Genomic DNA, 26,772 nt, shown 5'->3' with positions numbered 1-26,772 from the left:
GAGACAAAGGTGACAGCTCAGACAGGTTCGTACTTCTCGCGGGAGGCCCAGCCTGCGCCCACGCTGCCGGCGCGGCCCAGCCCGCCTCCGGTCGCGGCGACCCTGCCGCGCCCGGCGCCGGCCCCCGCAGCGACGGCGACCCCGGCCGTGGAGCGGGTCAGCAGCGCCCAGGTCCACACCCCCGGGACGGGCATCACCCTGGACGCCATGCTCACGTGGGTGTACCGCAACGACGCCTCCGACCTGCATCTGGCCGCGGACGCCCCGCCGCGTGTGCGTCTGCACGGCGACCTCATCGACATGCCCGGTTACGGCCCCATCGCCTCCCGGCACCTGGAGGCGATGCTCTACGCCATCATGGACGAGCGCCGCCGGCGGGTGTTCGAGGAGCACCACGACATGGACCTGGCCCACGCCCTCGGCGACAAGGCCCGCTTCCGTGTCAACATCTTCCGCCACCGCCGCAAGATCGGCGCCGTCATGCGCCTGATCCCTACCAAGGTGAGGACCGCCGACGAGCTGGACCTGCCCGACTCCATCCAGAAGCTAGCCGGGCTGACCCGCGGCCTGGTGCTGGTGTGCGGCCCCACTGGGTCCGGCAAGTCGACCCTGCTGGCCTCGCTGGTGGACCTGGCCAACCGCACCCGCAAGGCGCACATCGTCACCATCGAGGACCCGATCGAGTTCACCCACTCCTCGCAGCTGTCGGTCGTCAGCCAGCGTGAGGTCGGAGACGACACCGACTCTTTCGCCTCCGGTCTGCGAGCGGTGCTGCGGCAGGACCCCGACATCATCCTGGTCGGTGAGATGCGGGACCTCGAGACGGTCCGGGCCGCGCTCGAGGCGGCCGACACCGGCCACCTGGTCTTCGGGACCCTGCACTCCAAGAGCGCCCACGAGACCGTCTCCCGCTTGGTCAACATGTTCCCCGACGAGGTCCAGAACCAGATCCAGCAGAACCTCGGCGCAGCCCTGGAGGCCGTCATCGTGCAGGCGCTGGTCAAGACCAAGGACGGCCGCGGTCGCGTCCCGGCACGTGAGGTCATGCTCATGGAGCACGGGCTGCGTTCCCAGATCCGTTCCGGCAAGCTCGAGCAGATCAAGTCCGCGCTGCAGACCGGCGCCCAGGCCGGCATGCACACCATGGACACCGACCTGGTGCGGCTCGTGGTGGCCGACAAGGTCTCCTACGACGACGCCCTGGCACTGGCGCACGACCAGGCCGAGTTCACCAACCGGTGCCGCCGCAACGGTGTCGCGACAGGAAGGCAGCTCTGATGGCCCGCTTCGAGGTCCGTGCGCTGGACCCCAAGGACCAGCGCATCATCACCGAGCGCACCCAGGCCAGCGACGAGGACGAGGTCCGCGCCTCGCTGCAGCTGCGTGGGCTGACCGTGCTGCGCATCAGCCCGGTCGGTACCGGCCTGCAGATGCAGATCGGTGGGCCCAAGCGGGTCAAGCACGGCGACATGTCGGTGTTCGTCCGCATGTTCGCCACCATCGTCTCCGCTGGTGTGCCCATCATGCGTGCCCTGGAGATGATGACCGCCGAGACCACCCACCCCACACTGCGGGAGGCGCTGGAGGACGTGTGCGGGAAGGTCGAAGCCGGGCAGAGCCTGTCCGCCGCGATGACCGACCACCCCAAGGTCTTCCCGCCGCTGCTGGTCTCCCAGGTCTCCTCCGGCGAGGCCGGCGGGTTCCTGGAGCAGGCCCTGCTCTCCGCCGCCGACACCATGGAGAAGCAGGTCAAGCTCGCCTCCGACATCAAGTCGGCCGCGACCTACCCGGTCGTGGTGCTGTGCGTCGGGGTCGCAGCCGCCATCGGCATGCTGCTGTTCGTCCTGCCGATCTTCACCACGATGTTCGCCGACCTCGGTGGTGAGCTGCCGCTGCCCACCCGGGTGGCCATCGCCCTGTCCGACGTCCTCAAGGTCGCCATCGCTCCGCTGGTCGTGGCCGGTGTGGCGTTCGGGTTCTGGTGGCGCAGCCACAAGAACGACGACGCGGTGCGCGCCAAGCTCGACCCGGCGCTGCTGCGGCTGCCGATCTTCGGCAGCCTGATTCGTCGTATCGCCGTGGCCCGCGCCACCCGCGTGCTGGCCGTCATGCTCTCCTCCGGGGTGCCGCTGGTCACCGCCATCGAGAAGTCGGCCCCGACCGCCAACAACAAGGTCATCGCCGACGCCCTGATGGCCGCCCGCGAGCACGTCGAGCTCGGCCGTCCGATGTCGGACCACCTCTCCGACGGCAACCACATCCCCACCCTGGTCTCCCAGATGGTGCGCGCCGGTGAGGAATCCGGCGCCATCGACGACATGCTCGTCAAGGTCTCCGACTTCTACGACCAGCAGATCGAGTCCACCACCAAGCAGCTGTCCTCCATCCTCGAGCCCATCCTCATCGTCGTGGTCGGCGCACTGATCGGTGGGCTCATCGTGGCGATGTACATGCCCATGTTCGCCGTCTTCGACCTGATCCAGTGAGGCACTGACCGATGGTCTTCTCCCCGAACCTCGAGGCCCGATCCGCCGTGCCGTGGGACTTCTCCGCGACAGGCCAGGAGTACCTGCAGTACGTGTGGCGCTCCGACCACGTCGGCGACCCCGCCTCGGAGTTCCAGGCCAGCATCATCTGCGAGTCGGGTCGCTGGTCCTGGGACGTCACCGCCGACCCGGAGAACACCCCGGTCACGATCGCCGCAGGGGTCGGGCCCACCCGCGACTACTGCGAGGAGATGGTGCTGGAGGCGGTCGGCAAGGCGTTCCCGGTTCCTCGGGTGCACCGGGGACTGGCGACCGCGGCTTCCAAGCGGTACACGCTGGCCACCGGTGTCCGGGTCGACCTCGCAGCGGGCCAGGGGCGTGAGGCCCAGGCCACCCTCACCGACGGCAGCACCTACACCGGTGAGCTGCACGTGGGCGGATGGCTCATCGAGCTGGAGGAGCCCGACGGTTCCCGGGTGCGGCTGAACCCGGCGCAGGTCGCCGCCATCCGGCCGGCCTGAGGCTCCTGCCGCACATACGCAGGTAGGACCGCTCTGGACATAGGAGGTGCACGTTGCGGGAAGGACCCTGGTGGGCTGCGCGCACCGCGACGACCTCGCGTGCCCGGACGCGGACCGCGCACGACCTCCTCGGCGCAGTCGCGGCGCATGGAGCGCCGAGCGGCTCTGAGATGAGGCCTCGTGACGGTGTCCCGGCGATCCCAGCCGACCTCCCGGCCCTGCGCGCCGGATGCGGTGCGGTGCGCTCGAGGCTGCTGTTGTGGCGCCGACCCGGCACCCGAGCGATGTCCCCGGCAGGTGCCTGATGACCGCTTCGACCGCGCTGCGCCGCCGCAGTCACGAGACGTGGCTGAGCCGCCGCTACACCACCCTGGCCGGTGAGCTGGCCGCTGCCGAGCACTTCGCCGACGCCCTGGCGTGTCAGACGATGGCTGACGTCCACCGTGTCTCTGCAGTGCTGTGGACCAAGGCCTCCGGCGCTCACGACCCGGTCGAGACCTTCTTCGACCTGGCCTCCCAGGTGATGCGTACCGTCATCGGCATCGCCCCCCGCGACGCGGTCGACCCGGGCTCGGCGCTGGCCTCGACGCGGGCGGCGCTGGCCGGGGCCCTGGAGGGGTTCAACCTGCCGATCAGCTTCACCGCCCCGCCGTGGCTGACCCGGGCACCGCAGGTGCACACCGAGCAGTGGCGCCGGTCCGTGCTGGGTGAGGTGCAGTGGAAGGACTACGTCGACTCGATGCTGGTGCGTGCCGGCGAGCAGAGCGGCCCCGAGCGGGCCGCCGGTGCCGTCATGGCCTATCTCGTCCAGATCGCCGGTGCGGCGGGGGACGATTCGATGATGACGGCGACGGCGCGGTGGCTGCTCATCTCCTCCGAGGTCGACCCCGAGAGCGGAGTGGACCTCCTAGCGGCGGCGCGCAAGGTGCTCGGGGCCGTGGAGTGGGTGCGGATGGCACCCATCCGGACCCTGCTCGGGCTGTAAAGGTACGACGACGGGACGCGAGCGGGCTGCCCACGCCCCGTTCGTGCCTGCCTCAGAAGCCCTCGAGCTCGGCCAGGATGGCCTCAGCCTGATCACCGACCAGCAGCGGTGCCGGCGCCCGACCACGGTCGGTGTGCTCGGTCAGGTCCAGTGGACGGATGCTGTCGGTGTGCAGGGCCTGCTGCCCGGCAAAGACGGTGTGGGCGGCGCACAGCATCGCCGAGACCAGCGGGACGGGCTGTGGGATGTCGGTGCCGGGGAACCGGTGATCTGCGGTGGTGGTCATGGCCTGGCTCCTGGGTCGGCGGTGATGACGATACGGGCGTTCTCGCCGACCCCGCGGTCGGTGAGCCACTGGTGCAGCGTGTCGAGCGCGTCCTGCGCGGTGGCGGCGGTGACGCCGGCGCCGTCGTAGACGTGGCCGGCGTCGTCGACCAGTCCGGTCCAGCCGGCGTACCCGCCCGCGGCGGGAAAGACGGCGACCAGGGACAGGCCGGTGCCGGCGAGCGCGGACTGCTGATGCTCGAGTGAGGTGATGCGGGTGAGGTCGGGGTCGGTGACGTCGGGCTGCTCCAGAGCGTGCTCGACGGTGCTGCGGGTGTGCTCGGCGACCAGCGCCATGTCCTCCTCGGCGAGTTGCCGGGCCAGGTCGATGACCAGCCAAGCATCGGTGCCGACCGGCACCACCTCTAGCCCTGCGGGCAGAACCGCCGGTGCAGCCGGAAGAACCTCGCCGGGCCGAATCGTCACCGGTTCGACGGCGGTCTCGTGCGGGTCCACCGAGGCCGGGTCGACGGTCTGCCCGGTAGCGATGTCGACGAGCTCACCGGTGTCGGTGTCCAGGACCAGTCCTTCCTGCGGGGCGGGCTCCTCCTGCACCGGCACCGGTGTTCCGTCGATCGCGGCCTGCGGCTGCTCCGGCTGCCCGGACGTCTGCTGCCGCTCCAGCAGCAGCCATCCGGTGCCGCCGGCCACCAGCAGCGCGGCGGCGACCGTGGCGGCCAGCAGCCCTCGTCGCTCACGCAGCGTCTGCCGCCGGGCGGTCGAGCGCAGCTGGCGTCGAGTCGTCTCGGTCATGGTTCTCCTCACGAGAACGTCCTGGTGGTCCGCGGCCCGTGCACGTCGTTGCCGACGCACCATGCGGTCAGCTGGATGGTGAAAGCGCCCCAGCTGGCGTCGGTGCGGGGGTAACGGGTGTAGGTGATGTTGCTGTGCGACCAGGTGCCCCATGCAGCGGTGATCTTCACCCCGTACCGCGGGGCGGTGTTGTCGGCGCACTGGGCCGACCAGACTGCGGTGCGCCAGTCACCACCCGTGGAGCCGTCGATGTTGCCGGCGCGCGCGTACAGCGACGTCGCGGCTGGCGGGGTGTGCTGCAGGTCGATGTAGGCCCCGGCGACCGTGGCGGACTTGCGGCCGGTGACCTCGTTGAGGCAGTAAGCGCGGTGCTGCTGCTGCTTGGTCAGGGAGTAGTCCGAGGTCGAGGTGCGCACCAGCGCGCCCTGCGAGCTCGCACCGGAGGTCTCCAGCTCGCTGGTCCAGTTCCCCCACGTGTCGCCCGCGAACCGGGCGCGGCCCTGGGTGCGCAGCGTCAGGCCCGGCCCGCAGATCGCCTCACCGCTGGTGTTGCGCAGGCGCGCGTTCATCCACGGGTAGTCGTAGGAGGTGTAGTAGCCGTTGACGATCGGGGCGGCGACCGTCAGCTGCGACAGCGACAGTGTCGACCAGTACCCGACGACGCCGCTGGCGGTGACACCGCGGGCGCGGATCTCAAGGTTCGACCCGGCGGTCACGGTCGGTGAGGTCCAACCTCGGGTGGTGCCGGTGTTGACCAGCGCGGACCAGCCGCCACCGTTGATGCGGTACTGGACCTCGTAGCGGGCGGCGCCCGGCACCGCGGTCCAGGTCCAGCGTGCGCTGGTGCTGCCGGTGGAGGCCAACGTCACCACCGGCGCGGGCGGGATCACGATGATCTCCACCGCGGCGGAGCACATCTCGTCGCCGTTGTAGACGGCGCAGATTCGGTAGTACGCACGACCGGCCGGGGAGGGCACGGTGGTGTCGTGGGCGGTGCTGATGATGTCCGTCCGGATGCTCGACCACGGACCGGATGTCGTCGTGGCCTGCTCGAGCCGCAGGTGAGCCTCGTCGGGGAACGTTCCGGTGGGGCCGGTCCACTTCACGCGCAGCTCGGTCGAGGTCGAGCCGTTGTCGGTCAGTACCGGGGCGGTGAACGGGGTGCCCGGGTCGGTGACGGTGAAGTACACCGAGGCGTTCCAGGCGGCCCACCGCTGCTGCACGTCGGCCGCGGCGAGCACCCGGGAATAGGTCACCAGCTCCGAGACCGAACCCCGGGTGCCGGGCCCCACGGCGGTGCGGCCGCCGGCGGCCGGGGAGCCGACGGTGACGGTCTTCTTGTGCTCGCCGTCGACGTAGAGCTTCGCCTCGCCGCTGGGTGCGACCGTCACGGTGAACAGGTGCCAGCTGTCGTGGTTCTCGACGCTGAACGGGAACCGGGCGGTGGTGCCACCAGAGGTGACGCTCAGGTGCCGCTGGGCATCGCCGGTGACGCTGACCCCGGCGGAGGTGAGGGCGCCGACGGCGTCCTTGCCCCACCACTCGAGGGTGACCCCGTTGACGGCGGAGACCAACAGTTGGTCGGTCGCCGCGCTCTGCCCGGCCGCCAGCGCGGCGCCCTTGGAGTTGTGGCAGATGCCATCGCCGCGGGCGCTGGTCAGCCAGCCCAGGTCCGTGCTGCCGGCGGAGTCCATCGCGATGGAGCCGCTCGGCTCGGTCAGACGCCACCAGCCGGTGGCGTTGTTGGGCAGCGGCGGCACGCAGGTGGGGTCCTCCCAGCCGACGGGCACCTCCCACTGGTCGGGGTCGACGACGTCGGGGGCGCCGATGACCCAGGACTTCTGGGACTCCAACGGGTCGACGTAGTTGACCGGGATGGCGTCGTCGTAGGCGTGGGTCCAGGAGCCGCCGATGCTGATGGTGTCGCAGACCAGCGACCCGGAGTACAGGATGCTGCCGGTGTGGTCGGTGTCCTCGGGCTCGCCGGCGTCCTGGGCGGCCGGGTCGGTGGAGCAGACGGCGCGCGGGGCGTACAGCAGCGCGGCGACGGCGGTGCCGGGGGCGGCGGACTCGTTCGGGGAGAACGTGACGGCCTTGCCGGTGCTGTAGATAGCCAGCCGGGAGGGGGTGGCCCAGGCGTAGCTGCTGCCGGGTGCGTTGAGCGACTTCTCGATGAGGATGTTGCCGTGCACCACCACGGTGGCGGAGGGAACGGCGATGGTGGTCGTGGTGTCGATGATGAAGGACCCGTTGACGCACAGCACCGCGTCGGTGATCTTGGCGTCGTGCTCGGAGGCGACCCAGTTGCCCTCGATGGTGGTGGTGCAAGCGACGGCGGGGTTGGTCACACCCTCGCGCATCCAGGTCACCGAGGCGGCGTCGGCGCTCCGGTAGGTGTGGTTCATCGCCACCACCTCGGACTCCTGGCACGGTTCACCGGTGCAGCGGGTGGTGCGGTCGGTGCCAGGGGAGGCGGTGCCGTACAGGCGGGTGGAGTCGACGTCGACGGCCCGCCCGTAGGCGACCCAGCCGCCGGAGGCGACGGTGCCGTTGTCGGTGCCGGCGGTCGCGGCGGTGGAGTTGTAGGAGACAACCTCGACGTCGGGGCCGTTGAGCGTGGTCTCCCGGAAGGAGAACATCGCGTTGGTGAACAGCCCAGCCGGGGTGGCCTCGTAGACGATGCGTCCGTTCTCGCTGATGGGCTCGCCCTGGTAAGTGATGGCCTCCAGCGGCACCCGCACCGAGCGGACCAGCTGGTCCTGGCTCGGGGGCAGCCCGTCACGGTCGATGGAGTCGTCCCAGGTCTGGGTGATGAGGTCGTAACGCAACGGTTCGACGGCGTTGCCTGGGCGCGGCATGGCCCAGTAGGTGTAGCAGACGGCGCGGTTGTCGACGTCCTGGCACTCGGAGGTCGCGGCGGCGCGGGTGGCTGGCACGGACCCGCCGGCGGACAGCGTGGCGACGGCGTCAGCGATCGCGGCGTCGGTGCGCTGGGTGATGGCGATGTCGGAGTTGGTGGCGCCGGTGCGCTTGACGTTGCCGACGACGGCGACGGTGAAGGCGGTGATGAGCGCCAGGGAGAAGATCAGGATGACCAGCGCCCAGATGAGGTTGCCCTCGTCCTCACGCAGCCGGTGCAGCCGCCGTGTGCTCATCAGGTCCCCAGGGTCAGGTCGATGTTGGTCACGGTCCGGTCCACGGCGCGGTGCACCTGTACGGAGGCGTGTCGGGTCACCTCACAGCTGGAGGTGGCGGGGGTGCTCACCTGCCAGGTGGCGGCGGTGGCGACCTCGACGAGGGTGCCGGCGAAGTTCTCCACGATGGGTGCGACGCTGACCAGCTGGGCAGGAGCAGTGAGGCTCTCGGTGACCCCGCCCAGGGTGGTGGGGAAGATGACCTCGAGGGTGTCGGCGCCCGCGGTGGGGGAGCCGGTGGTCCGCAGACCGGCGGAGTGCCCGGTCACGGTGAAGGTGACCTGCCCACCGGTGGGGGTGCAGGTGCCGGTGACGCTCGCTGGGTCGATGCTCAGGGCTCCGTGGCTGTCCAGACCGACCGACCAGAACGCCTCGGTGACGACGGAGCGGGTCGAGCCGTCCTGCGCCATCGTGGCGGTGAAGGTGACCTCGACCTGCCCGGGGCGGATGTCACCGCGGGGACTGGCACCGTCGGCGTCGGCCTCGACCAGCCCGGTCCAGCGCACGCCGCCGTCGGTGGACTCCAGGGCCACCGAGCGATGCAGGGTGGTGGTCCCTCCGGCCGGGGTGCTCACCCGGTAGGACCAGCTGGCGATCACCGAGGTGGCGACGGCACTGGTGCGGGCGTAGAGGTCGACGTTGTCACGCTGGGCGGGCAGGTCGGTGGCCGAGACCATGGTGGAGCCGTCCAGGACCCGGCCCGAGCGGACGTAGGTCTCGCAGACCCCGGCGACGGCGGCACTCCTGCACTGGCTGGACTCCCAGGCAGACCGGTTGGCGGAGTCGACGTCGGAGCCGGTGGCGGCGCGCACGATGGTCTGGGTGCTGCACCGCACCTGCACATCGGTGCAGGTGCCGTCCAGGGCGTCGGCGTTGGCCTGCGGGGTCCACTCGGTGCGGACGGTGACCCGCTTGGCGCTCAGGGTGCCGTCACCCAGCGCGGTCTCGGTGATCCAGGTGGTCGCGCGGTAGGCCACACGCGGCTTGGCCGGGTCGTCGAGGAACTCCTGCACCGGTTCGACGTCGAAGGGCAGGATGCCCGGGGCGGTAGGACCGAGGGAGACGGCGCTTTCCCGTAGCTGCTCGCCGCCGTCCTCGCGCAGCGGCAGCGTGATGATCCCGGTGGCGGCGCCGTCCTGATCGTCGTAGAAGCCGAGCTCGGCGTAGTCGACCTGACGGGCCTGGGCGAGGATGTCGGCCTGGGCGTTGGCGGCGATGGCGGTGCGCTCGGCGGTGGCCTGCATGCGCAGGCCGTTGGTGCCGGCGACAGCGATCATCGTGACCGCGATGGCGAGCAGCACGATCATCACGATGACTTCCACCAGGGTGGCGCCACCAGTGTCGCGCAGCAGCACGCGCTTCACACGACCCACCGCAGACCTCCTGGCGCAAACCGACATGACCCTCAGAGTGTATTACACCCCGGGGTCAGTCACCAGGAAGAAACGCCGTCAGCCGAACAATCGCGCCGCCTTCGCGTTCTCGACAGCGTCGCCGCGGTGTCGTACAGGGGAGACGGCCATCCGGGGGCCGGAGTCGTCCGGCTCGTCCACCACCGACTCGAACGCGGGGTCGACCGCGGCCGAGTACAGCGGCTCTGCCGAGCTCATGCCTTGCTCCGCGAACGACGACGCCCGGGGCGCGGCGCACCACCGGCGCTGGGCAGCACGTACTGCACTGTGGAGCCCGGACTGGCGTTGGCGTAGGCCTCGAGCGCCTCGTTGATGACGTCGGTCAGGGAGCGGCCCTCCATGTCGGCGCGGGCACGTGCCCGCCACTTGCGCCGGCGCGGCAGCCGGAACGACTCGATGGGGGTGCGACCCGGTTCCTGCGGCAGCGGCAGCTCGGTGGGCAGCGGCTCGTCCTTGCCGCTGACCTCGTTCTGCTCACGCACGTAACGGCGCGCGACGCCCACCGCCTCGTCGTCGCTGATGGGCTGCCCACCGTGGCGCAGGGGCAGCGGCGCATCCTCGCCCGGGTACTTCATGACCGGCTCTCGCTCGATGCTCGACACGCCTGATTGTCCTCCAAGTTGGTTGCTTCCCCCGGACCAGGATAGCGCCGGAGTGTATGACACGAGCGCATCTGGTGCGCTCGGCGGGTCCCGCTCATGCGTAGCTCACCATGAGCATGAGCACGCCGGTGGTGTTGAACACCACGTGCGCCGTGACCGACGCGGCCAGGCCCCGGCGCAGCGCCAGGACGGCCAAGATCGCGCCGAGCAGACCGGTCTGGCCGACGACGAACAGCCCGGCCCCCTCGGCGGTGGTCAGGTGCGCCAGACCGAACAGCACCGAGGAGAGCAGCACCGCCACCGCCGCACGCGCGCGTTGCGGCACCCGCCTCGAACCCAGGGCCGAGTGCAGCACCAGCCCGCGGAAGAAGGTCTCCTCCAGCACCGGGCCGATCAGCACGGTCCCGAGCAGCAACGACAGCAGCACCGCGGCCGAGTCCACCTGCACCAGCCAGCTGACGTTCTGCCCGGTCGGCATACCTAGCGCCCCGGCCAGCCACCCGCCGGCCAGGGACGCGCCGCGTAGTGCCAGGCCGAGCCCGGCGCCCCACGCCAGTGCCGCGACGCTCGGACGGACCCATCCGATGATCTCGCCCAGCTGGCGCCCGGTGCGCCGAGCCGCGAGCAGCGGTGCGCCGGCGAACGCCGCCCACAGCAGCGCCAGACCGCCGACCACGATCGCCGAGGAGGCGAGGGCCTGGGAACCGTTGGTGCCGGAGCTGGCCTGCCACAGCACGATCCCGGCCACGAGAGCTTGGGCGAGCACCACGAGCACGACACCCAGGGCGAGGTCACGCAGGCCCAGCGGGCGCCGCGGACGGGACGGTCCCCACGGGTCTGCCCGGTCGCGGGCGATGGTGGGTTCACTCATCGGCGCTGTCCTGGTCGGTCACGACCTGCAGGACGATGGCGCTGGCCGCGTGCGAGCCGGCCAGCGGTTCCTGAGCGGCGACGGTCCCCGGCGGCAGGCTCTGACTGCTGACGTGCTGCACGACCGGCTCGCCGAGACCGGCGGTGGTCAGCACCCCGCGGGCGTGAGCCAGGTCGGTGCCGACCAGGTTCGGCATCGCGAATCCGCTGACTGTCAGTGGACCGGGGGTGGGAAACGCGGTGGCGGGCTGGCCCGCGGTCAGCGCGGTGACCAGGTTGCCCCACAGCGGTGCAGCGATGGTGGCGCCGTAGACGCGGTGGTGCCGCTCACCCCAGGCGGTGACGTTGTTGGTGGGGTAGGAGGGGCCGCGCGGGTCGCCGACCCAGACCGCGGAGGAGACCTCACGGGTATACCCAGCGAACCAGGTGGCGCCGAAGTCGTTGCTCGTGCCGGTCTTGCCGACCCAGTGCTGCCCTGGGACGGTGACGTCCTGGGCCGTGCCGCCGGGCTCGTCGGTGGAACCGAGCAGCGCGGTCACGGTGTCGGCCACGGCTGGCGAGAGGGCCTGATGGCAGGCCGGGTCGGGGGCGGGCAGCGCAGTGCCGTCGGCGGCGCTCACCGCGATGATGGCCACCGGTGAGCAGGCCACACCGGAGGCGGCGAGGGTGGCGTAGACGTTGGCGACATCCAGGACGGTGGTCTCGAAGGCGCCCAGGGTGATGGACAGGTCGGCCTCGGACACGGTGCGCCGCGCGGGGTCCATCGAGGTCATGCCCAGCCGGAAGGCCATGTCGGCGACGTCGGTGACCCCGGTGCGTTCTGTGAGCTTGACGAACCAGGCGTTGACCGAGAACTTGAGCGCCTCGGTCGCGGCGATGGGCCCGCGGGAGCGGCCGTCGGAGTTGCGGAAGCCCCCGGCGGGGTAGTTGCCCGAGGAGGGCACGTACAGGTGCGGGGAGGTCATGGTGGTCGCCGGGCTGAACCCCTCCTCGAGCGCTGCGGCGACCGTGATGGGCTTGAACGTCGACCCGACCTGCAGCTGCCCCTGGACCGGGATGTTGAACTGGGTGTCGGCGTAGTCGCGGGTGGCTGCGATCGCGAGTACGTGCCCGGTGCCGGGCTCCACGACGGCGGTGGCGGCGGCGACGTCCTGCCGGCCCAGGGCTTCGTCGAGGGTGCGCTGGGCCGTGGCCGTCGTGGAGGAGTCCAGCGCTGCGGTGACGGTGAACCCGCCGCGGTCCAGGTTGGCTCGACGCTCGTCGGCGGTCGCGCCGAAGGCCTCGTCCTCCAGCAGCGTGGCACGCACCCAGTCGCAGTAGTAGGGGTGGGGGGAGTCGGTACACCCGTTGGGCAGGTCGGTGACGCTCAGCTCAAGGGGCTGCTCGCGCAACGTGTCGGCGACAGCTTGCTCGAGCTTGCCGTTGGCGACCATGGCGTTCAGCGCGACCGAGCGGCGTGCCAGGGCGCGGTCGGGGTGGTCCACCGGGTTGTAGGAACCGGGGTTGCGCAGGATGCCGGCCAGCAGCGCCGCCTGGGCGTGGTTCAGCTCGGAGGCCTCGATGCCGAAGTAGTGGTGGGCGGCCGCACCGACGCCGTAGGCGCCGTCGCCGAAGTAGGCGGCGTTGAGGTAGCCGAGCAGGATTTCGTCCTTGGTGAAGCGCTCCTCCAGGGCGATCGCGTACTTGAGCTCGACGACCTTGCGGCGCAGGCTGGTCTCGGTGGCTGCCGACCTCTCCTGCTCGCTCTGCCCGGCGGCGGCGCGCAGCAGCTTGGCGTACTGCTGGCTGATGCTCGAGCCGCCCTGCAGGGAGTTGGTGGCGAGGTTGCGTGCCAGTGCGCGGGCGGTGCCGGTCAGGTCGATGGGGCCGTGCTCGTAGAACTCGCGGTCCTCCACCGAGAGCACGGCGTCGATGAGGGCGGGGGATATCTGGTCGAGGCGCTCCAGCGGGATGCGGTTCTCGGCGTAGAAGGTGGCGATGTCGTTGCCGTCGCGGTCCGTGACGTAGACATGACCGGGCAGAGCGACGTCGAAGACGGCGGCGTCAACCTCGATGGACTCCCACCAGTCGTAGGTCTGGTTGACCTGCTGGCCGACCAAGACCGCGGGCACGGTAGCGGCGGCGGAGACCAAGAGGCTGCCTGCGAGCACGGCGACACCCAACCCGGCGAGGGCCTTGCGCTTGGAAGGCCGGGTGGCGGGTGTTGCCATCTCGTCAAAGAACACACCGCAAGTGTAATACACCATCTACCCAAAGCAGGCCGATTCGGACTGCTAAGGTCTGTTGCGTGTCATACACTAACCCGCAACGGGCCCCCTCCGAGACGGCGGGCGCCAAGCCCACCCTGCTACTGAGTGCCGTCTCTTTGCTGCTCATCGTGGCGCTGCTGGCCCTCTTGGCGCCCGACGTGATGCGCCCGGACCCGCTGGCCAAGGACGCCGCGCAGTCTGCCGCGCCGACCCCGGACACGCCGATCGTGCCGACCCAGGCCCCGGCGATCTCGGTGGTCCGCGCCGTCGTGGACGCCGACCCGGTCTGGGCGGCCGCCGTGCCACTGCCTTTCGGCTGCCAGGGTCCCGCTCCCGTGGTCTCCGCCGTCGGCTCGCACGGCGCGGTCCTCATCGGCGCGTTCGTCATGCCTGCTGGCGGCGGGCGGCAGGCGATGGACTCCCTGCGCTCCTGCGGTCACCAGCGCACTGTCGCCGGCGCGCAGGCGCGCTCCTTCTCCGTCGACGGCGGCCAGGTCGTCATCTGGTCGCGTGGCGATGTGCTGGTCTCGGTCTCCGCGCCCGCCGTTGACGCTGCCGTGCTCGCCGCGACCGACACGCGGCTGCTGGGTGCGCTCGAGGGGCAGTGCGCCAGTGCCGACATCGCAGCACAGGACCCCACCCGCAACCCCACGCTGGGCCAGTACACGCCGTGGCGCATCGAGCAGCAGGTGGCGGTGGTCGCCTCCGGGCTCGAGGTGCCCGAGGCTGAGAGTGTCGCGACCCCGACCGAGCTGGACGCCCCGACCCTGCCCGCAGGCGTCACGGGCCCGCCCCTGCCCGAGGCCGTGCCCGCCCCGCAGCGGCCCGAGCACCCCGGCGAGCAGCCGCTGACCCGCTCCTACTGGCTACCCGCCGTCGATGAGCTCGGCCCCGGATGCGGGTGGGCGTTCACCGGCGCCACCGGTCCGCAGGTCGATCCCGCCGCCGTGTCGCGCCAGGCCGCCGCAGCCACCCGCGACGCCCAGACCGCGCTCGACGCCGAACACGCCGAGTGGGCTCAGGCCGCCACCTCCTACCTAGACGCCCTGCCGGGCTACCAGGAGCAGCTGAGCGCCTGGGAGGCGTATGCCACCGAGGTGCGCGAGGTCGCCGCCCATTGGCAGGACCAGGCCAAGTCCCTGGCCACCTATCAGGCGGCCGTCACGACGCGCCAAACCCAGCTGGACCAGCTCGCGAGTTTCGAGGCCGACCGCGACGCCGCCCAGAAAACCTACGAGGCCGCGGTGCTCGCCTGCACGACGTGGCAGCAAGAGGTCGAGACCGAACAGCGTGCTCCGAGGCCGGACCCCGAGTCGACGCCGACCCCGGAACCCGACGCAGACCCCAGCGCGACACCGCCCCCCGGCCCGACGCCGGCCCCGCCCGAGCCCCCGCTCGGCGGGTGCCCGGCACCACGGAGTGCAATCCTGGACCAGGCCGCACCGGCGGTCGCGCCCGAGCCGACGCCACCGATGCTGTGGGAGCCCGAGAGCTGAACCACCAGCACACCCGGTCCCGAGACCGTCCCGCGACAGCGCGCGGCTACATTGCGACAGTGGTTGCCGCCCGCGCCGCACCCATCTGAACGGCCTCTGACCTGCGTAAACGCCACCCCGGCCTGGCTCGGCCGTGCCGACCGCGAGCTGTCGGCTGCATGACGCGCGCGACGGCTGGACGTACGTTCGACTTCGTCCCGCGACGTGGGGCCGTGGCGCCAGCAGGTGCCCGTGGGAATGAACTTGCAGGAGACCAACCATGATCGCTCGCATCACGCCGGCGCTGAACAGGAAGACGGGCGACAAGGGCTTCACGCTCGTCGAGCTCCTGGTCACCATCGTCATCATCGGCATCCTCACCGCGATCGCGGTGCCGGCCTTCATGAGTCAGCGTGACAAGGGCTACGACGCGGCCGTCAAGTCCGACCTCAAGAACGCAGCGCTGTCGGCGGAGACCAACTACGTCGACCTGCTCACCTACTCCGACGCCAACATCTTCTACGAGGGCGCCTCCGCTCCGATCGCCTCGGACGGTACGAGCTACGTCGCGTTCGCCGACACCGACGAGTACGTGGTCTACGGGCTGAGCAAGTCCGGCAACGTCTTCGTGCTCGACAGCCGCAACGGTGGCACGCCGGAGCAGGTTGACGGCCTCACCGCTCTGCCGACCACGCCGACCCCGGCGCTGACCGGTGGCGGCACCTTCGTCGGCGCCCTCGCCTGGGACAACCTCTGAGTCGTCGCCTGACCCCCTGATGGCCGGCCCTGCAGATGCGGGGCCGGCCATTTTCGTGCGACCGCGGCGACATCGTGTGGCTACATGGCTACAGCGTTCAGCCTCCCGCCGATCCACACGGAACGGCCTCTGACCTGCGCAAATACAACGTCGCGCTGCTCGGCGCCCGCGTCAGAGGAGCCGATGTGTGTCATACATCTGCGCGGCGGACGTACGTTCAATCCCGTCCCGCGACGTGGGGCCGTGGCGCCAGCAGGTGCCCGTGGGAATGAACTTGCAGGAGACCAACCATGATCGCTCGCATCACGCAGGCGCTGAACAAGAAGACGGGCGACAAGGGCTTCACGCTCGTCGAGCTCCTGGTCACCATCGTCATCATCGGCATCCTCACCGCGATCGCGGTGCCGGCCTTCATGAGCCAGCGTGACAAGGGCTACGACGCCGCCGTCAAGTCCGACCTCAAGAACGCAGCGCTGTCGGCGGAGACCAACTACGTCGACCTGCTCACCTACACCGACGCGAACGTCTTCGCCGAGGGCCTGCAGGCCGACGCGGAGATCGCCTCGGACGGCACCAGGTACGCCGCCTGGGCCGACGAGGACTCCTACGTCATCTACGGCCTGAGCAGGTCCGGCAACATCTTCGTGCTCGACTCCGAGGGCGGCGGCACGCCGGTCCAGGTCGAGGACGCAGCCGTGGTCTGGACGACCGGTGATGCCCCCACGGGCACCGACCAGGTCGGCACAGCGACCCAGACCTGGGCCGGCGCGACCAGCTGACCGGCAGCTGAGCCAGCCCAGCCGGCCGGTCCCGCAGCGCGCGGGGCCGGCCGGTTTTTCGTGCCTCGAGGCTGGCGCAGATGGCGCTGCCTGCATCCGCGACGTAGCGTCGGTGCTGGAGGCGTGGGAAAGGAGCCTTGAGATGACGACCGAGACCCCACCGCCGCCTGCCGGTCGCGAATGGCCGCCCTCCGACACACCCGAGGACCCGGTGCCTCCGCCCACCCACGGCCCCGCAGGACCTCCCGCGCCGGCGCCCGGCCGTGCGCCGACGATCGGTAGCCCGATGCGGTTCTACGCGCTGGTAGCCATCGTCGGTGCCGGCATCGCCGCGGTCGTGGCCGTGCTGGTTCGCTGACCGCGCAGGACGCGCTGCACCGTCCGTGTGGACACCCGCAGCAGCTCGGCCACCTCCCGCACCGGCATGCCCACCAGCGGTCCGCACAGGGCCGTGACGACCGCGGCACGCTCCGTGGCGTCCAACGGCCGAGGGAAGACCTTGCGCAGCAGGTGCGCGGCTGCCGCCCGTCGTGACCGCGGAGACCTCGGCAACGCCCCCTCGAGCTCCAGGAGGCCGTGCGCAAACGCGCTGGCGAGCCGAGCATCCAGCTCGGCCATCGAGGCCCCGGACAGGCTCGGCCCCAGGAAGCGAGGCAGGTCCTGCGGGGTGCTGCCGACGCCGAGCAGCACGGCGCAGATGGCATCCAGCTGCCGAAGCCGCACCAGCCGGGTCGGCGGGCCCACCGCGAGCAGTGCCCGCGCGGTGCGCCGCCGCGGCTGCCGCGTGGGCGGGGCGTCGGTCCCGCGCCCGCGCAGCAGCGACTTGATGGTCGCCACCGCCACCGGGTTGCCCGCCGCCATCGTCGCCTCGGCGATCTGGGCCAGGGTCATGTGCTCGCGCAGGTACTGCACGTGCGCTCGGACCCGGTCGGCCTCCGGTGTCGGCGACCACTGGCCGTAGGCGATCTGACGGCGTCGCATCGCGGCGTAACGGGTCCGGCGAGCTCGCCGAACCTCGTCGAGCTCGGTGATGGTCGCCTGCACAGCCGGTCGTCACCTCGCATGGAGGCGACCGCGGCATGGCGGGGCGTCAGCCTGGGTTCGGTGCCTCTGCCATCCCTATGCCCAGGGCTTGCCACCAGGTGCCGTTCGGCACCGGCCACAGGGTGGACAACAGCGCGTCGGCGCCGCGGGTGCGCAGTGGGAGCCGGTGCTCGGCAGAGGATCCCCGGGCCAGGACGGCGACCCAGCATGCTCCGGACTCGCGAGCCTGTTGGATCCGGTCGGGATCGCACTCCACAGTCACCGTCGCACCCAGCGGTACCCCGAGCCTGCGGGCGGCATGCTGCAGCACCTGCCCGTGACGGCGCTCGTCGGTGAGCCGGAACGCCTTGGCGTAGTGCTCGTCGATGACGATCGAGGCGCGCAGCTCCAGGCCCGATCGGCGCGTGAGGTCACGCCCCCCGGGGGCGGTGGCGATGACCGCGGCACGGACCCCGGCACGGTCAAGGTCGTCGAGCAGCAGCTGAGCGTCAGGACGCAACGCGTCCTGCTGGTCGGTCAGCGACTGAACCGCGAACACGACAGCGAGGATGTCCCCGGGTCCGGGGGCGCGGGAAGCTCCGGTCTGCCCGAGCGTTGCGCTCGTGGTGGCGTCCACATTCTGCACCGGCCCTCGCTTTCACCATGCTGACGCGAAGACTGCGGCCAGCGATCGGGTGACAGCGTAGACGGCGGCGAATGACCTGTGGATCAGAACCCGCGAGCCAGATTCGGTGGCCTATAACGAGCAGCCCACGACGAGCGGCTCAGCACTCACGGCTGAACCTACGGTCCCGTACCCACGGCTCAGAACCGAGAGGGAACGGAACTGACCGGTCATAACCGGGACGTATGACCAATGGGTCAGAACTCGTCGTCGCGGTACTCCGGGCCGCCGAAGGTCTGCGTAGCCTCGACGGGCTCGGCGTCGTCGAAGGTGGGATCCTCGGCCGGGGGGACATCCTCATCGGGCTCCTGGACCTCCTCGGGCTCCTGGACCTCCTCGGGCTGCGGCTCGTCCTTGACGACCGCGAGCTGGGCGCGCTGCGGCTTGCGGCCCCGCGCGGACGGCTTGGCCTGGGGGTCGGCGCCGGTGATGTCGGCCAGCGCGGCGTCCGCAGCCTCCGCCTCGGACAACTCGGCGTTGAGCTCGACCTCCAGTGCCGCGATCCGCTCCCGGACCTCGGCCACCTTGACGCGGTGGTTGGCCGCGACGGCCTCGCGGACCTGCCGCTCCACCTCGCGCGACGGCTCGCCGGTGGCGGCACTGACCGCCGTGTCGATGGCGAGCGCGACCTGCACTGCGCCGTCGGCCTCGAGCCGGCGGACGCCGCCGGCAATCGTGACGTAGAACTCAGAGGTACCGGTCTGTTCGTTCTTCTCGATCTCGACAGCGGCGATGCTCATGGTGATGTCCTTTCGGGGATGCAGTGGGGAGGGCGGTGGAGTGGTCAGGAGAGCGCCCGCAAGATGATGCGGGCGTCGGTGCGGTAGGCGTGCATGGAGTCGATGTCGCAGGTCGCGAAGGCGTCAGAGCCCTCACGCTCGGCCAGCGCGATCGCGGCCGCGGTCAGACAGCCCGGATCGGTACCGAGCTCGGTGTCGCTGCGACCGACCCCGACCTCACGGGCTGCCAGCACGGCGACCTCGGCCGTCTCGATGAGGTCAGTGATGCCGGCCCGGTTCTTCACAGCGAAGTAGCCCATCGCGTCGTAGGCGTCCAGGGCCTGCGCGGCAAGTAGGACTGCGGGCTCGATAGCGGCGCAGAGGGTCATGCCCTCCGTATGTGCGGCAGATCGCCCGGAGGGCGACTCTGCGCCAGCAACCTGTCTCAGTCAGGCCGCCCGGACCACTGGGCGTAAGGGACGAAGTCGCCCACGGCCGAGTCCCACACACGCGGGTGCTGGGCGGCGACCTCAGGCGTGGACAGGTAGCGGGCCAGGTCCTCGAGCGTGGCCTGGGACCCCATCTCGCGGTACTGGCTCTGACCCCAGAAGTCGTCGCCGTCGAAGATGAAGGCCGGCTTGAGGCGGCGGTCCATCGCAGCGACCGCGAGCAGGCGAGCCAGGAGCAGCTCACCGGCGAGCCGCGAGCCCCGCTCGGGGGACGTCCTGGCCGCATTGGAACCCGTGAGGGTGATAACCCGAGCGGCCAGCGCGGCAGCCTGCTCGGTGAACCGGTCCTGAGCGGCCCCGTCCTGGCTGATGAAGCGGACCGTGGTCGCCTCGCCGTGGCCTGGCTGCTCGAGGTGCGCGACCGGCTGGCCATTCTCGGAGAGCGTGGCGCGGTACGCCCGGCCCGCCGGTCCGATCCACTCGCTGACCTCGGTGAGCCGGAACCCGCCGTAGAGATCGGGGCTGCTCGGCGCCGGGAGGGTGACACCGCTCTCGCGTCGGGCCCCGGTGGTGAACTGGCCGCCCTCGGTGATCCCGGCGGGCTTGCGGCTGCGGGCAGTGCTGGTCACGGCTCTCCTTCGCGGGGTCGGGCGGCGTTGTCTGGGTCAGCGGCTCTCGCGTCGGCGCTTGGCGGCGACCTTGGCCGCGAGCTCGGTGCGGATCTGCTCGACGGTCTTGCCGTGCTTGGCGGCCAGGGCCTGCTCGATCGCCTCGTACGCAGGCGCCTGGTCGGCGTGGGTCTCGGCACCGGAGGAGACGTGCTCGAACAGGTACCACTGCACCGCGGAACGCTCGGTGGCGAACTCGGCGCGCTCGGACCGGTCGCGGTAGGCGTGGACGCGCTTGCCGGTCTCGGGGTCACGGTCCCAGCCGGGGGCGTTACGTGCCGTCCACCGCACCTCCATTGGCGACCCATCTGCGGTCAGACCCTTGGCGATCTTCTCGGCGTTCCGTGCGGCCTTCTTCGCCTCCCGCTCGGCCTTGGCCTGCTGCTTGTCCAGGTCCTCCTTGGACCACATCGACGTCGGCAACGAGCGCGGGGAACCCACCGGCGCCGAGGGGTAGCAGACGGTGCAGGCGCGCCAACCGGCGGCGGTGACGATGTCGGCCTCGTCGTTGCCGGAGAACTCGGTCATGAACTGGAACTGCGTGGGCCGCTGGCCCCGGTTGCAGGTGGAGCAGCCCATCGAGGAGTGCACGTGGCCGTCACCACCGGTGACCAGGAACGCCCGCGACCACCGGCCGCGACGGTTCCACTCGGCGTCGTAGGCGGCGATCTCGGCCCGGTGGACCTGCACGGCAGCGTCGCCCGCGGCGATGTCGTCCAGGGACCGGCGCGCGATGCGGACCTGCCAGTCGGCCGAGTCGGGGGACTCGATCCGGGTCTGCAGCGCCTCGACGATCTGCTCGCGGCCGTAGGGCGGCTCGTTCCATCGGCGCGGCGGCAGCCCGGTCGCACGGTCAGCGGAGCTGAGCGCGTACTCGAGCTTGCGCTGGGCTGTCGCGGCTGCGTGCATGGCCTCGTTCAGCTCGGTGTCGACCTCCGCCGGCGTCATCCGGGCCAGCCGGTCGGCATCGGTCGGGGCCTGCACCTGGTTGACCTTGCCCTCGGTGCGGTCCCGCTGAGTCTCCTCGCAGCCGGCGCACAGGTCGCGGCCGGGGGCGGTCACGCGGTCGCAGAGGTCACAATCACCAGCCGCGGCGAGGCTGACGTCGGTCTCGGCCCTGGTCTCGGTGGCGAACTGGCCGCCCTCACGGATGCCGGGCTGGACACGGTTGCGGTTCGAGACGCTCATGACAGGTAGATGTGCGGGCCAGCGGGTGGTGCCGCACATCCGGTCAGCATGAGCACCACGACGATGACGCTGACCGACGTCCCGCTGCACGTGCACGTCGGGGTCGCCACCGAGCACCTCGCGCAGGTCGTCCAGAGCGCCGCGACCCTGGTCGAGCCCGGGAAGATCCTCCTGGACGGTGACTGCTGGGAGGAGTGGGGAGAGCAGGTCAGCGATGGTGAGGCCAACCATGTCGTGCTCGAGGTCGAGTCGCTGCACGCGGCCCGCGAGGTCGTGACAGCGCTGACGGCGCTGGGCACCCTGCTCCGTTCCCGGGACTCCTTCGCGATCTTGTGGGCGATCACCGACAGCCGGGACTGGGGCACCGTGCTTGAGACCGACACCGGGTACCGCCACCAGGACGCCTGAGCGGCGCCCAGCCGAGACAGGTCAGGCCGGCTAGCGCTGGCGAGGGCGCACCAGCCGGTCGTAGAGCCGCCGCGCCGCCGTCGTGTCGGCCACCGGGCGAGCGCCGATGTGCGCACGCACCGCGGTACGGACCACCTCCAGCTGCTGCCCGGTCAGCGGCGCCACCACCCGCGCCGCGGCACCGGTGTACCGCGCCCAGTCCTCGAGGTGGGCGCGCACCGGTGCGGCCTGCGCGTCGCCAGCCTCGCTGAGCGCGGACCGCAGCAGCTGGTAGTCGGGGCGGGTCAGCACCGCGCGGGCACCGCCCTCGGCACGCGCCTGCAGGCGGGACCTGCATCCAAGCATCTTGACTCCTCCTGGCCGCGCACATCACGGCTACTGGTCAACATGCGCCGACTCGCCGCAGCTCCCCGGCGGCCAGCAGCCCTTCACGCACCGCAGCGCCACGCGCGGCGTCCTCGGCGTCCGGGGCGCCGGCCAGCACGGCCGCCCACCGATCGTCGTAGACCCACGTCAGGTGAGTCATGTGACGTGAGGTCATGACGCACAGCCGACCCGAGGCCAGGGCATGCTCGGACTCCGCACCGGCCAGGGTCGGGTCCACGGCCACCACGGCGTGCCACTGCCCGCCCTGCAGCTTGTCGGCGGTGCCGACGGTGATGTCCTCGGCGCCGCCTGCGCGCTCGAGCAGCAACGCCTCGATGGCCGAGGCCTGAGCACGGCGGGAGACCACGATGGCGACATCGGCCGGGGTCAGGTCACGCGAGCGGGACCCGCCGGAGGTCTGCACCCGCAGCGTCGCACCCACATAGTCCAGGGCGGCGTCCACGACCGCGGTCATGGAGACCAGGTCGAAGGGGGTCTCCCGCACCGGCAGCTCCAAGGTGCGCACCTCCCCGGGCATCTGCGCCAGGGCTCGCTGCGGGCGGCGGGACTCGAACTCCCACCCGTACAACGGGTGTAGCACCCCGGCGGTGACCGGGCCGAGCCGGTACGTGGCGGGCATGTTGATGATGGTGGCGTCCTCACGCTGGGACAGCACGTCGGGTGCCCGCATGTGGGGTGCCTGCCGCAGGTGCGCCCACGCGGTGGTGTCCACCGTCACGACCGGCCCGATCTGGCCGGGGTCGCCGACGACGAGCACCTGGGCGGCGCGGTCGGCACCGTCGGCGAAGTCGGCGAAGGTGATCTGGTAGGCCTCATCGAAGATGAGGAAGTCGGTTGCCGGCGGGGACGCCTTGCAGGAGGCTGCGGTGCGTACCTGCACGGCGCGGACCTTGGCCTTGTCCTTGGGGCTGCCGGCACCCTCCGGGACGCGCATCTTGCCCGAGGCGACCCGGACCGCGAACGGTCCCTCGTGGGCCCCGATCTCGGCCATGATGCGTTCGGCGATGGCGGTGCCCTGCTCGTTGGTCGCCGTCGCGACGGTGATGGTGGCGTCGGTGTGGGCGAACAGGTGCGCGACCGCACGGGCGACCAGGTCGGACTTGCCGCCGCCGGGTGGGGCGGCGACCACGGTGACGGGGGCGCCGGAGTACAGCTCGTACAGGGCAGCGGCCAGCGGCGAACCGGCCTCGACGGCGGTGCGCTCCTCGATTGTCGCGGCGGTCATCGGTGCTCCTTGCGGGTGCGGGTGGTGTGGGCGACCTTGACGTCGGCGGGCATGCCCCATCGGGGTCGGACCCGATCGACGGTGCGGCCGCGGGTCCATCGGCCGGCCTCCTCGTCATCGCCGCGGGAACGCAGGAACGGCAGGTAGGGCTCCTCGGTGATGTGCAGGGTGCGGCCGTTGGCCATGGCGTCGGCGGCCACAGTCACCGCAGGCGGCACCGCGGGGGCGTTGCGGCGGGTGGTGACGGCCTCGAACTGTCCGATGAGGTCACCGCTGGTGGTGGCTCGCACACCCATGAGGACGAAGGCGGCCTCGGCTGCCGGGTCGCCGGGCGGGGCCAGGAACACGTGCCGGTGCCCGGTGCGCAGCTTGAACGGCTGCGACATGGTCGCGGTGAAGCCGCGCCCGCTGGTGTCGCTCACCTCGATGGCGCAGACGTCCCCGGTGACCAGGTTGCGCCCGATGAGCCCCAGGTCGGTGGTGTCCCACACCTTGGCGGCGTTCTCGGCGCGGTTCATGCCTTGGAACGCGGCGACCCGGGCCCGCTGCCCGGGGTGGCGGGCGGCGGCGATCGCGGCCAGCTCCCCGTAGAACATCGCGGTGGTGGCGTCGGTGCGTTCCTGGCCCTGGCTGGCGGCCTCGAGCAGGGAGTGCATCAGCTGGTAGGGCCGTCCGGCCAACCGCAACCGGGGGTCGAACGCGCGGGACCACGCGAGCGGGTCGTCGGCGTCCAGGTCGGCGGAGAGCCAGTAGGCGCGCTGCAACGCTTCGGTGAGCACGACCAGGCTGATGGAGTAGGACAATCGGGAGGCGACGGCGAGCTGGCGGTCCACGCGGGCGGCGTCGGCTGCCTCGGGGGTGTCGCCGGCGGCTGCGGCGGCTGCGGCCCGGCTCAGCCGCTTGGCGGTGTACTGGTCGGGCACGACCAGCCGGAAGCCGTTGTCGATGAGCTCGCGCAACCCCAGCACCCCGAGACGTCGCGGCGTGGTGGGCTCGGAGTGCTCCTTGCGGTAGATGACCCGGCCGCTGCCGGCGTCGACCCACACGAACGCGAACGGCATCGGCTCACCCTCGCTGATGGCCGGTGGCGTCCCGGGGGTTCGGGTGCGGCGCACTGGCTCACCGGCGACCTGCGCCTCGACACGGCGCAGCAGGTCGTACTCGGCCTGGGCGGCGTCGGTGTGCTCGCCCAGGTCGTCGGCCCACACGATGTCGGCGGGCGCCGGCGGGCGAGGCTCAGGGATGTGCTCGGCCACCGGTGTCGGGGCCGGGATGCTGGCAGCGTCGACGACCGGCCCGACGTACTCCGCGAACGGGTCGGGCTCGGTGAGGTCACTGCGGTGCATGTGATCCGTATGTGCGGCAGCACGCCCTGCCGGTGCCGGTGCCGGGGATCGGGCCGGTGCCGCACATGAAGCACCGCCAACCCCTGCTGCGGCCCTCTTGCCGTGGCGGCCCCCTGCATGAAGGAGGACCCCATGCCCACGATGACTCTGGAGCGCGCCCGTGCGGAGGTGCTCGAGGAGCCGGTCTCGCACTGGAGCGAGACGGACTTCACGATCCGTGCACCCGAGCGTGCGGACTGCTGCCCGACGGCGGCCGCGGTGGTGCTGTCGGTCAAGGTCGTGGACGGGATCGCGGTCCCGCTGCGGTTCTGCGGCCACCACGCAACGAAGTTCGAGCGGGCCGGCGCCGACTTCGGTCGCATCATGGTGGACGACCGGGACAAGCTGGACGTCAAGCCGGGCGCCTCGGCCTGAGGATCGGGAGGTCATCGGCTCTCACCGCGTACGAACACGTGTTCGAATAGGGGGGTGACCGGAGAAGGACGCCACCCCGACCGTGTACCGCTGCGCTCACTGCCGCCCGACCTGCCGATGGCCGCCGTCGGCGGGCCCATCACGCGTCTGCCCGAGCCGGTGCCGGTGCAGGCCTGGGTGCTGTTCCCCGCGCGGGGCTACCTCCGGGTCGAGGGCGAGGCGACCGCGTACACCCCGCGCGCCGGGCATGTGCGCTTCCACGACGAGGACGGCCGCACCGGCAGCGTGTGGGTGTGGGCCAACGCCATCACCCGCCGCTGAGCCGCGCCCGCTGCAAGCTCACAGGTCCTCCGGCCCGGTCACCGTCCACGGCTGCGGCTGCCCGGCCAGGCCGCCGTAGTCGCGGTGCAGCCGCTTGGCATTCTCGAAGACGGCAGCCCTGTTGGGCTCACCGGCCGCCCACAGCTGCGCCGGCGTGGTGTCCACATGCTGCACCATCTGCGCCAGCGGGACCCCGGCACGCTGGGCGCGGGCCAGCTGCGCCGGCGCGCCGCCGGCCTTGACGAACGCGGCGATGTGGTGCAGCCCGTCAGCGATCGGGTCGTGCATCCGGGCGGTCTGCTGGGTGGGTCCATACAGCGCCGCGCGCCACGGGTCGAAGTCCAGCACGCCCGCGGTGTGCAGCTCCAAGATGGAGCCCAACGGCACCGACTGCTCCCGCAACCGGTGCGCGGTAGCCAACGGCACCCCGGCCCGCGCCACCCGCAGCATCTCGGCGTAGTCGGTTCCACTGGGCTCGCGTGCACCGGGTCGGGGCGAGGCCACCGCCAGCCACGCCTTGTAGTCGGCGCCGGTGCTGATGCCCGCGGTGTGCAGCTCGCCAGCCTGTTCTGCGGTGATGGACCGGTCCCGGCCACGCAGCGAACGCGCCACCTTGGCCGGGACACCCGCAGCCTCGAAGTCGGCGATCTCGCGCGGAGCCACCTTCGGCCCGAACGCCTTGACGGTGGCCGCCGGCACCCCCAGCCGGATGCCCTCATGGGCCTCGTCGGTGGACTGCCCGCACGCCTTGGCATACGCGGCGAGCTCACGGATCGCCTCCGGCCCGGTCTCGACCGTGCCGTCGGGGCGGGTCAGACCGTGCCTGGCCAGGCCCGGCTCGACGCCGAGCTCGTGGCACAGCATCACATCCGAGAGCGGCACCCCCTCGCGCACGTACAGCCCGATGCCCGGGTGGCCGCCGTACCGGGCCAGGTAGGCGTTCAGGTCAGGATCGTCGAGAGCGGCCTCCGCCCAGCGGTGCACCTCCTGGGTGTCGCACCCGCGGTAGGCCATCGCCTTGGTCGGGGTGCCGGCCAGGCCGGCGTCCTCGAGCCGAGCCAGCTCCTGCACGGTCAGACCCTCGGCGTAACGCTGCACGCAACCGGGCACCCAGGCCCGGCCCCGCTCCTGCAGCATCGCCGACGCCCAGTCGGCGGGCATCCCGGCGGCGTAGGCGGCGCGCAGCACCTCACCCGACTGCGGCGAACCGACCGTGGCAACCCCCAGGCTGCGCCGGTAAATCTCGCCGGTGCCGATGTCATGAGCGACCACCTGGGCGACCCACCGCTCCGGCACGTCCGGCCCGGCGGCCTCGCACGCGGTGCGGACCGTCTGCTCGGCCATCGCCCGGGCGGCCGTCGGGACCGCGATCTCCAGGAGGTGATCCGCGATGACGGCCAGGGAGTCCGCCACGCTCGGCAATCCCCCGCCGAGCAGGGTGACCCCGGTCTCGGTACGGGCCTCGGTGGTGAACTGGCCGCCCTCACGGATTCCGGCGGGCTGACGCTTGCGGTTCGCGATGCTGGACATGA

The 26,772-nt window shown here is 71.4% G+C and carries 29 protein-coding genes; 10 read left to right on the top strand and 19 right to left on the bottom strand.

Annotated features, from left to right (window positions below; genetic code table 11):
* Window positions 1–17 precede the first annotated feature (17 nt).
* Window positions 18–209, bottom strand: a complete 192-nt coding sequence (locus tag GPA03_RS05905) for a hypothetical protein (protein WP_156250985.1) — start codon at window positions 207–209, stop codon at window positions 18–20.
* On the opposite strand from GPA03_RS05905, the gene GPA03_RS05900 reads away from it, so the two are divergent.
* The 4 genes from GPA03_RS05900 to GPA03_RS05885 all read left to right on the top strand — a co-directional run bounded on the left by GPA03_RS05900 (window position 208) and on the right by GPA03_RS05885 (window position 3,992).
* A complete protein-coding gene (locus GPA03_RS05900) occupies window positions 208–1,278 on the top strand; it encodes a type IV pilus twitching motility protein PilT (RefSeq protein ID WP_156250984.1) in 1,071 nt (356 codons plus the stop codon). The genes GPA03_RS05905 and GPA03_RS05900 overlap by 2 nt on opposite strands.
* Complete coding sequence (locus GPA03_RS05895) at window positions 1,278–2,486, top strand: type II secretion system F family protein (protein ID WP_156250983.1); 1,209 nt, start codon at window positions 1,278–1,280, stop codon at window positions 2,484–2,486. Before GPA03_RS05900 ends, GPA03_RS05895 begins: the two co-directional genes overlap by 1 nt.
* A gap of 11 nt (window positions 2,487–2,497) precedes the next feature.
* The gene (locus GPA03_RS05890) at window positions 2,498–3,007 is read left to right on the top strand and encodes a hypothetical protein (RefSeq protein WP_156250982.1); all 510 of its coding nucleotides are present in this window, start codon (window positions 2,498–2,500) and stop codon (window positions 3,005–3,007) included.
* A gap of 304 nt (window positions 3,008–3,311) precedes the next feature.
* The gene (locus GPA03_RS05885) at window positions 3,312–3,992 is read left to right on the top strand and encodes a hypothetical protein (protein WP_156250981.1); all 681 of its coding nucleotides are present in this window, start codon (window positions 3,312–3,314) and stop codon (window positions 3,990–3,992) included.
* Between the two features lie 52 nt (window positions 3,993–4,044).
* Here the strand turns inward: GPA03_RS05885 and GPA03_RS05880 are convergent, their stop codons facing one another.
* From GPA03_RS05880 to GPA03_RS05845, 8 genes are all read right to left on the bottom strand, one after another.
* On the bottom strand, window positions 4,045–4,278 hold the full coding sequence (locus tag GPA03_RS05880) for a hypothetical protein (protein WP_156250980.1): 234 nt from the start codon (window positions 4,276–4,278) through the stop codon (window positions 4,045–4,047).
* Window positions 4,275–5,069, bottom strand: a complete 795-nt coding sequence (locus tag GPA03_RS05875; RefSeq protein WP_156250979.1) for a hypothetical protein — start codon at window positions 5,067–5,069, stop codon at window positions 4,275–4,277. The genes GPA03_RS05880 and GPA03_RS05875 overlap by 4 nt, the downstream gene beginning before the upstream one ends.
* A gap of 8 nt (window positions 5,070–5,077) precedes the next feature.
* Window positions 5,078–8,224: a hypothetical protein gene (locus GPA03_RS05870; RefSeq protein WP_156250978.1), complete on the bottom strand. Its 3,147-nt coding sequence runs from the start codon at window positions 8,222–8,224 to the stop codon at window positions 5,078–5,080.
* Window positions 8,224–9,636: a type IV pilus modification PilV family protein gene (locus tag GPA03_RS05865; RefSeq protein WP_156250977.1), complete on the bottom strand. Its 1,413-nt coding sequence runs from the start codon at window positions 9,634–9,636 to the stop codon at window positions 8,224–8,226. Before GPA03_RS05865 ends, GPA03_RS05870 begins: the two co-directional genes overlap by 1 nt.
* Before the next feature lie 78 nt (window positions 9,637–9,714).
* Window positions 9,715–9,873, bottom strand: coding sequence for a hypothetical protein (locus GPA03_RS05860; protein WP_156250976.1), 159 nt, complete (start codon window positions 9,871–9,873; stop codon window positions 9,715–9,717).
* Window positions 9,870–10,277 (bottom strand): hypothetical protein, encoded by a 408-nt coding sequence (locus tag GPA03_RS05855; protein WP_156250975.1) that lies wholly within the window; start codon window positions 10,275–10,277, stop codon window positions 9,870–9,872. Before GPA03_RS05855 ends, GPA03_RS05860 begins: the two co-directional genes overlap by 4 nt.
* Before the next feature lie 94 nt (window positions 10,278–10,371).
* Complete coding sequence (locus GPA03_RS05850; RefSeq protein ID WP_156250974.1) at window positions 10,372–11,148, bottom strand: CPBP family intramembrane glutamic endopeptidase; 777 nt, start codon at window positions 11,146–11,148, stop codon at window positions 10,372–10,374.
* A complete protein-coding gene (locus GPA03_RS05845; protein WP_162458269.1) occupies window positions 11,141–13,372 on the bottom strand; it encodes a penicillin-binding protein in 2,232 nt (743 codons plus the stop codon). The genes GPA03_RS05850 and GPA03_RS05845 overlap by 8 nt, the downstream gene beginning before the upstream one ends.
* A 62-nt stretch (window positions 13,373–13,434) precedes the next feature.
* On the opposite strand from GPA03_RS05845, the gene GPA03_RS05840 reads away from it, so the two are divergent.
* The 3 genes from GPA03_RS05840 to GPA03_RS05830 all read left to right on the top strand — a co-directional run bounded on the left by GPA03_RS05840 (window position 13,435) and on the right by GPA03_RS05830 (window position 16,407).
* Window positions 13,435–14,892: a hypothetical protein gene (locus GPA03_RS05840; protein WP_156250972.1), complete on the top strand. Its 1,458-nt coding sequence runs from the start codon at window positions 13,435–13,437 to the stop codon at window positions 14,890–14,892.
* Between the two features lie 259 nt (window positions 14,893–15,151).
* Window positions 15,152–15,628, top strand: a complete 477-nt coding sequence (locus GPA03_RS05835; protein WP_156250971.1) for a type IV pilin protein — start codon at window positions 15,152–15,154, stop codon at window positions 15,626–15,628.
* A gap of 290 nt (window positions 15,629–15,918) precedes the next feature.
* A complete protein-coding gene (locus GPA03_RS05830; protein ID WP_156250970.1) occupies window positions 15,919–16,407 on the top strand; it encodes a type IV pilin protein in 489 nt (162 codons plus the stop codon).
* Between the two features lie 294 nt (window positions 16,408–16,701).
* Here GPA03_RS05830 and GPA03_RS05825 read toward each other — a convergent pair whose 3' ends face one another.
* From GPA03_RS05825 to GPA03_RS05800, 6 genes are all read right to left on the bottom strand, one after another.
* Entirely contained in the window at window positions 16,702–17,451 is a 750-nt protein-coding gene (locus GPA03_RS05825) for a helix-turn-helix domain-containing protein (protein WP_156250969.1), read from the bottom strand.
* A 46-nt stretch (window positions 17,452–17,497) separates the two neighbouring features.
* Window positions 17,498–18,076 (bottom strand): hypothetical protein, encoded by a 579-nt coding sequence (locus GPA03_RS05820; RefSeq protein WP_206673448.1) that lies wholly within the window; start codon window positions 18,074–18,076, stop codon window positions 17,498–17,500.
* 236 nt (window positions 18,077–18,312) lie between these two features.
* Window positions 18,313–18,855: a hypothetical protein gene (locus GPA03_RS05815; protein ID WP_156250967.1), complete on the bottom strand. Its 543-nt coding sequence runs from the start codon at window positions 18,853–18,855 to the stop codon at window positions 18,313–18,315.
* Window positions 18,856–18,899: 44 nt separating this feature from the next.
* On the bottom strand, window positions 18,900–19,223 hold the full coding sequence (locus GPA03_RS05810) for a hypothetical protein (protein ID WP_156250966.1): 324 nt from the start codon (window positions 19,221–19,223) through the stop codon (window positions 18,900–18,902).
* Between the two features lie 56 nt (window positions 19,224–19,279).
* A complete protein-coding gene (locus tag GPA03_RS05805; RefSeq protein ID WP_156250965.1) occupies window positions 19,280–19,912 on the bottom strand; it encodes a hypothetical protein in 633 nt (210 codons plus the stop codon).
* 36 nt (window positions 19,913–19,948) lie between these two features.
* Complete coding sequence (locus GPA03_RS05800; protein WP_156250964.1) at window positions 19,949–21,139, bottom strand: hypothetical protein; 1,191 nt, start codon at window positions 21,137–21,139, stop codon at window positions 19,949–19,951.
* A gap of 48 nt (window positions 21,140–21,187) precedes the next feature.
* On the opposite strand from GPA03_RS05800, the gene GPA03_RS05795 reads away from it, so the two are divergent.
* Window positions 21,188–21,547: a hypothetical protein gene (locus GPA03_RS05795; protein WP_156250963.1), complete on the top strand. Its 360-nt coding sequence runs from the start codon at window positions 21,188–21,190 to the stop codon at window positions 21,545–21,547.
* A gap of 30 nt (window positions 21,548–21,577) precedes the next feature.
* Here the strand turns inward: GPA03_RS05795 and GPA03_RS05790 are convergent, their stop codons facing one another.
* Genes GPA03_RS05790 through GPA03_RS05780 form a run of 3 tightly spaced genes read right to left on the bottom strand, consistent with a single transcriptional unit; the run spans window position 21,578 to window position 24,505 of the window.
* Window positions 21,578–21,892 carry a hypothetical protein gene (locus GPA03_RS05790; protein ID WP_156250962.1) on the bottom strand — a complete coding sequence of 105 codons (315 nt, stop codon included), beginning with the start codon at window positions 21,890–21,892 and terminating at the stop codon, window positions 21,578–21,580.
* Between the two features lie 37 nt (window positions 21,893–21,929).
* Window positions 21,930–23,159 carry an AAA family ATPase gene (locus tag GPA03_RS05785; RefSeq protein ID WP_162458268.1) on the bottom strand — a complete coding sequence of 410 codons (1,230 nt, stop codon included), beginning with the start codon at window positions 23,157–23,159 and terminating at the stop codon, window positions 21,930–21,932.
* Complete coding sequence (locus GPA03_RS05780) at window positions 23,156–24,505, bottom strand: hypothetical protein (protein WP_156250960.1); 1,350 nt, start codon at window positions 24,503–24,505, stop codon at window positions 23,156–23,158. The genes GPA03_RS05785 and GPA03_RS05780 overlap by 4 nt, the downstream gene beginning before the upstream one ends.
* Window positions 24,506–24,637: 132 nt before the next feature.
* Between GPA03_RS05780 and GPA03_RS05775 the strand changes: the two genes are divergently transcribed.
* Together GPA03_RS05775 and GPA03_RS05770 are read left to right on the top strand one after the other, a co-directional pair.
* Window positions 24,638–24,919: a DUF7455 domain-containing protein gene (locus tag GPA03_RS05775; RefSeq protein ID WP_156250959.1), complete on the top strand. Its 282-nt coding sequence runs from the start codon at window positions 24,638–24,640 to the stop codon at window positions 24,917–24,919.
* A gap of 54 nt (window positions 24,920–24,973) precedes the next feature.
* Window positions 24,974–25,240: a hypothetical protein gene (locus tag GPA03_RS05770; RefSeq protein WP_156250958.1), complete on the top strand. Its 267-nt coding sequence runs from the start codon at window positions 24,974–24,976 to the stop codon at window positions 25,238–25,240.
* Between the two features lie 18 nt (window positions 25,241–25,258).
* Here GPA03_RS05770 and GPA03_RS05765 read toward each other — a convergent pair whose 3' ends face one another.
* A complete protein-coding gene (locus tag GPA03_RS05765; RefSeq protein ID WP_156250957.1) occupies window positions 25,259–26,770 on the bottom strand; it encodes a hypothetical protein in 1,512 nt (503 codons plus the stop codon).
* Window positions 26,771–26,772 lie beyond the last annotated feature (2 nt).

The organism is Pseudactinotalea terrae (assembly GCF_009733845.1).
In the GTDB taxonomy this organism is placed as follows: domain Bacteria; phylum Actinomycetota; class Actinomycetes; order Actinomycetales; family Beutenbergiaceae; genus Pseudactinotalea; species Pseudactinotalea terrae.
The sequence above is the reverse complement of the archived record's forward strand: the minus strand, read 5'-3'. Positions and strand labels throughout refer to the sequence as shown.

Bases quoted from the DNA above. Each gene is read 5' to 3' on its own strand.
- GPA03_RS05900 (WP_156250984.1), top strand. From the start codon at position 208: ATGCTCACGTGGGTGTACCGCAACGACGCCTCCGACCTGCATCTGGCC.
- GPA03_RS05905 (WP_156250985.1), bottom strand. From the start codon at position 209: ATGGCGTCCAGGGTGATGCCCGTCCCGGGGGTGTGGACCTGGGCGCTG.
- GPA03_RS05895 (WP_156250983.1), top strand. From the start codon at position 1,278: ATGGCCCGCTTCGAGGTCCGTGCGCTGGACCCCAAGGACCAGCGCATC.
- GPA03_RS05890 (WP_156250982.1), top strand. From the start codon at position 2,498: ATGGTCTTCTCCCCGAACCTCGAGGCCCGATCCGCCGTGCCGTGGGAC.
- GPA03_RS05885 (WP_156250981.1), top strand. From the start codon at position 3,312: ATGACCGCTTCGACCGCGCTGCGCCGCCGCAGTCACGAGACGTGGCTG.
- GPA03_RS05880 (WP_156250980.1), bottom strand. From the start codon at position 4,278: ATGACCACCACCGCAGATCACCGGTTCCCCGGCACCGACATCCCACAG.
- GPA03_RS05875 (WP_156250979.1), bottom strand. From the start codon at position 5,069: ATGACCGAGACGACTCGACGCCAGCTGCGCTCGACCGCCCGGCGGCAG.
- GPA03_RS05870 (WP_156250978.1), bottom strand. From the start codon at position 8,224: ATGAGCACACGGCGGCTGCACCGGCTGCGTGAGGACGAGGGCAACCTC.
- GPA03_RS05860 (WP_156250976.1), bottom strand. From the start codon at position 9,873: ATGAGCTCGGCAGAGCCGCTGTACTCGGCCGCGGTCGACCCCGCGTTC.
- GPA03_RS05850 (WP_156250974.1), bottom strand. From the start codon at position 11,148: ATGAGTGAACCCACCATCGCCCGCGACCGGGCAGACCCGTGGGGACCG.
- GPA03_RS05835 (WP_156250971.1), top strand. From the start codon at position 15,152: ATGATCGCTCGCATCACGCCGGCGCTGAACAGGAAGACGGGCGACAAG.
- GPA03_RS05830 (WP_156250970.1), top strand. From the start codon at position 15,919: ATGATCGCTCGCATCACGCAGGCGCTGAACAAGAAGACGGGCGACAAG.
- GPA03_RS05815 (WP_156250967.1), bottom strand. From the start codon at position 18,855: ATGAGCATCGCCGCTGTCGAGATCGAGAAGAACGAACAGACCGGTACC.
- GPA03_RS05810 (WP_156250966.1), bottom strand. From the start codon at position 19,223: ATGACCCTCTGCGCCGCTATCGAGCCCGCAGTCCTACTTGCCGCGCAG.
- GPA03_RS05800 (WP_156250964.1), bottom strand. From the start codon at position 21,139: ATGAGCGTCTCGAACCGCAACCGTGTCCAGCCCGGCATCCGTGAGGGC.
- GPA03_RS05795 (WP_156250963.1), top strand. From the start codon at position 21,188: ATGAGCACCACGACGATGACGCTGACCGACGTCCCGCTGCACGTGCAC.
- GPA03_RS05790 (WP_156250962.1), bottom strand. From the start codon at position 21,892: ATGCTTGGATGCAGGTCCCGCCTGCAGGCGCGTGCCGAGGGCGGTGCC.
- GPA03_RS05785 (WP_162458268.1), bottom strand. From the start codon at position 23,159: ATGACCGCCGCGACAATCGAGGAGCGCACCGCCGTCGAGGCCGGTTCG.
- GPA03_RS05780 (WP_156250960.1), bottom strand. From the start codon at position 24,505: ATGCACCGCAGTGACCTCACCGAGCCCGACCCGTTCGCGGAGTACGTC.
- GPA03_RS05775 (WP_156250959.1), top strand. From the start codon at position 24,638: ATGCCCACGATGACTCTGGAGCGCGCCCGTGCGGAGGTGCTCGAGGAG.
- GPA03_RS05765 (WP_156250957.1), bottom strand. From the start codon at position 26,770: ATGTCCAGCATCGCGAACCGCAAGCGTCAGCCCGCCGGAATCCGTGAG.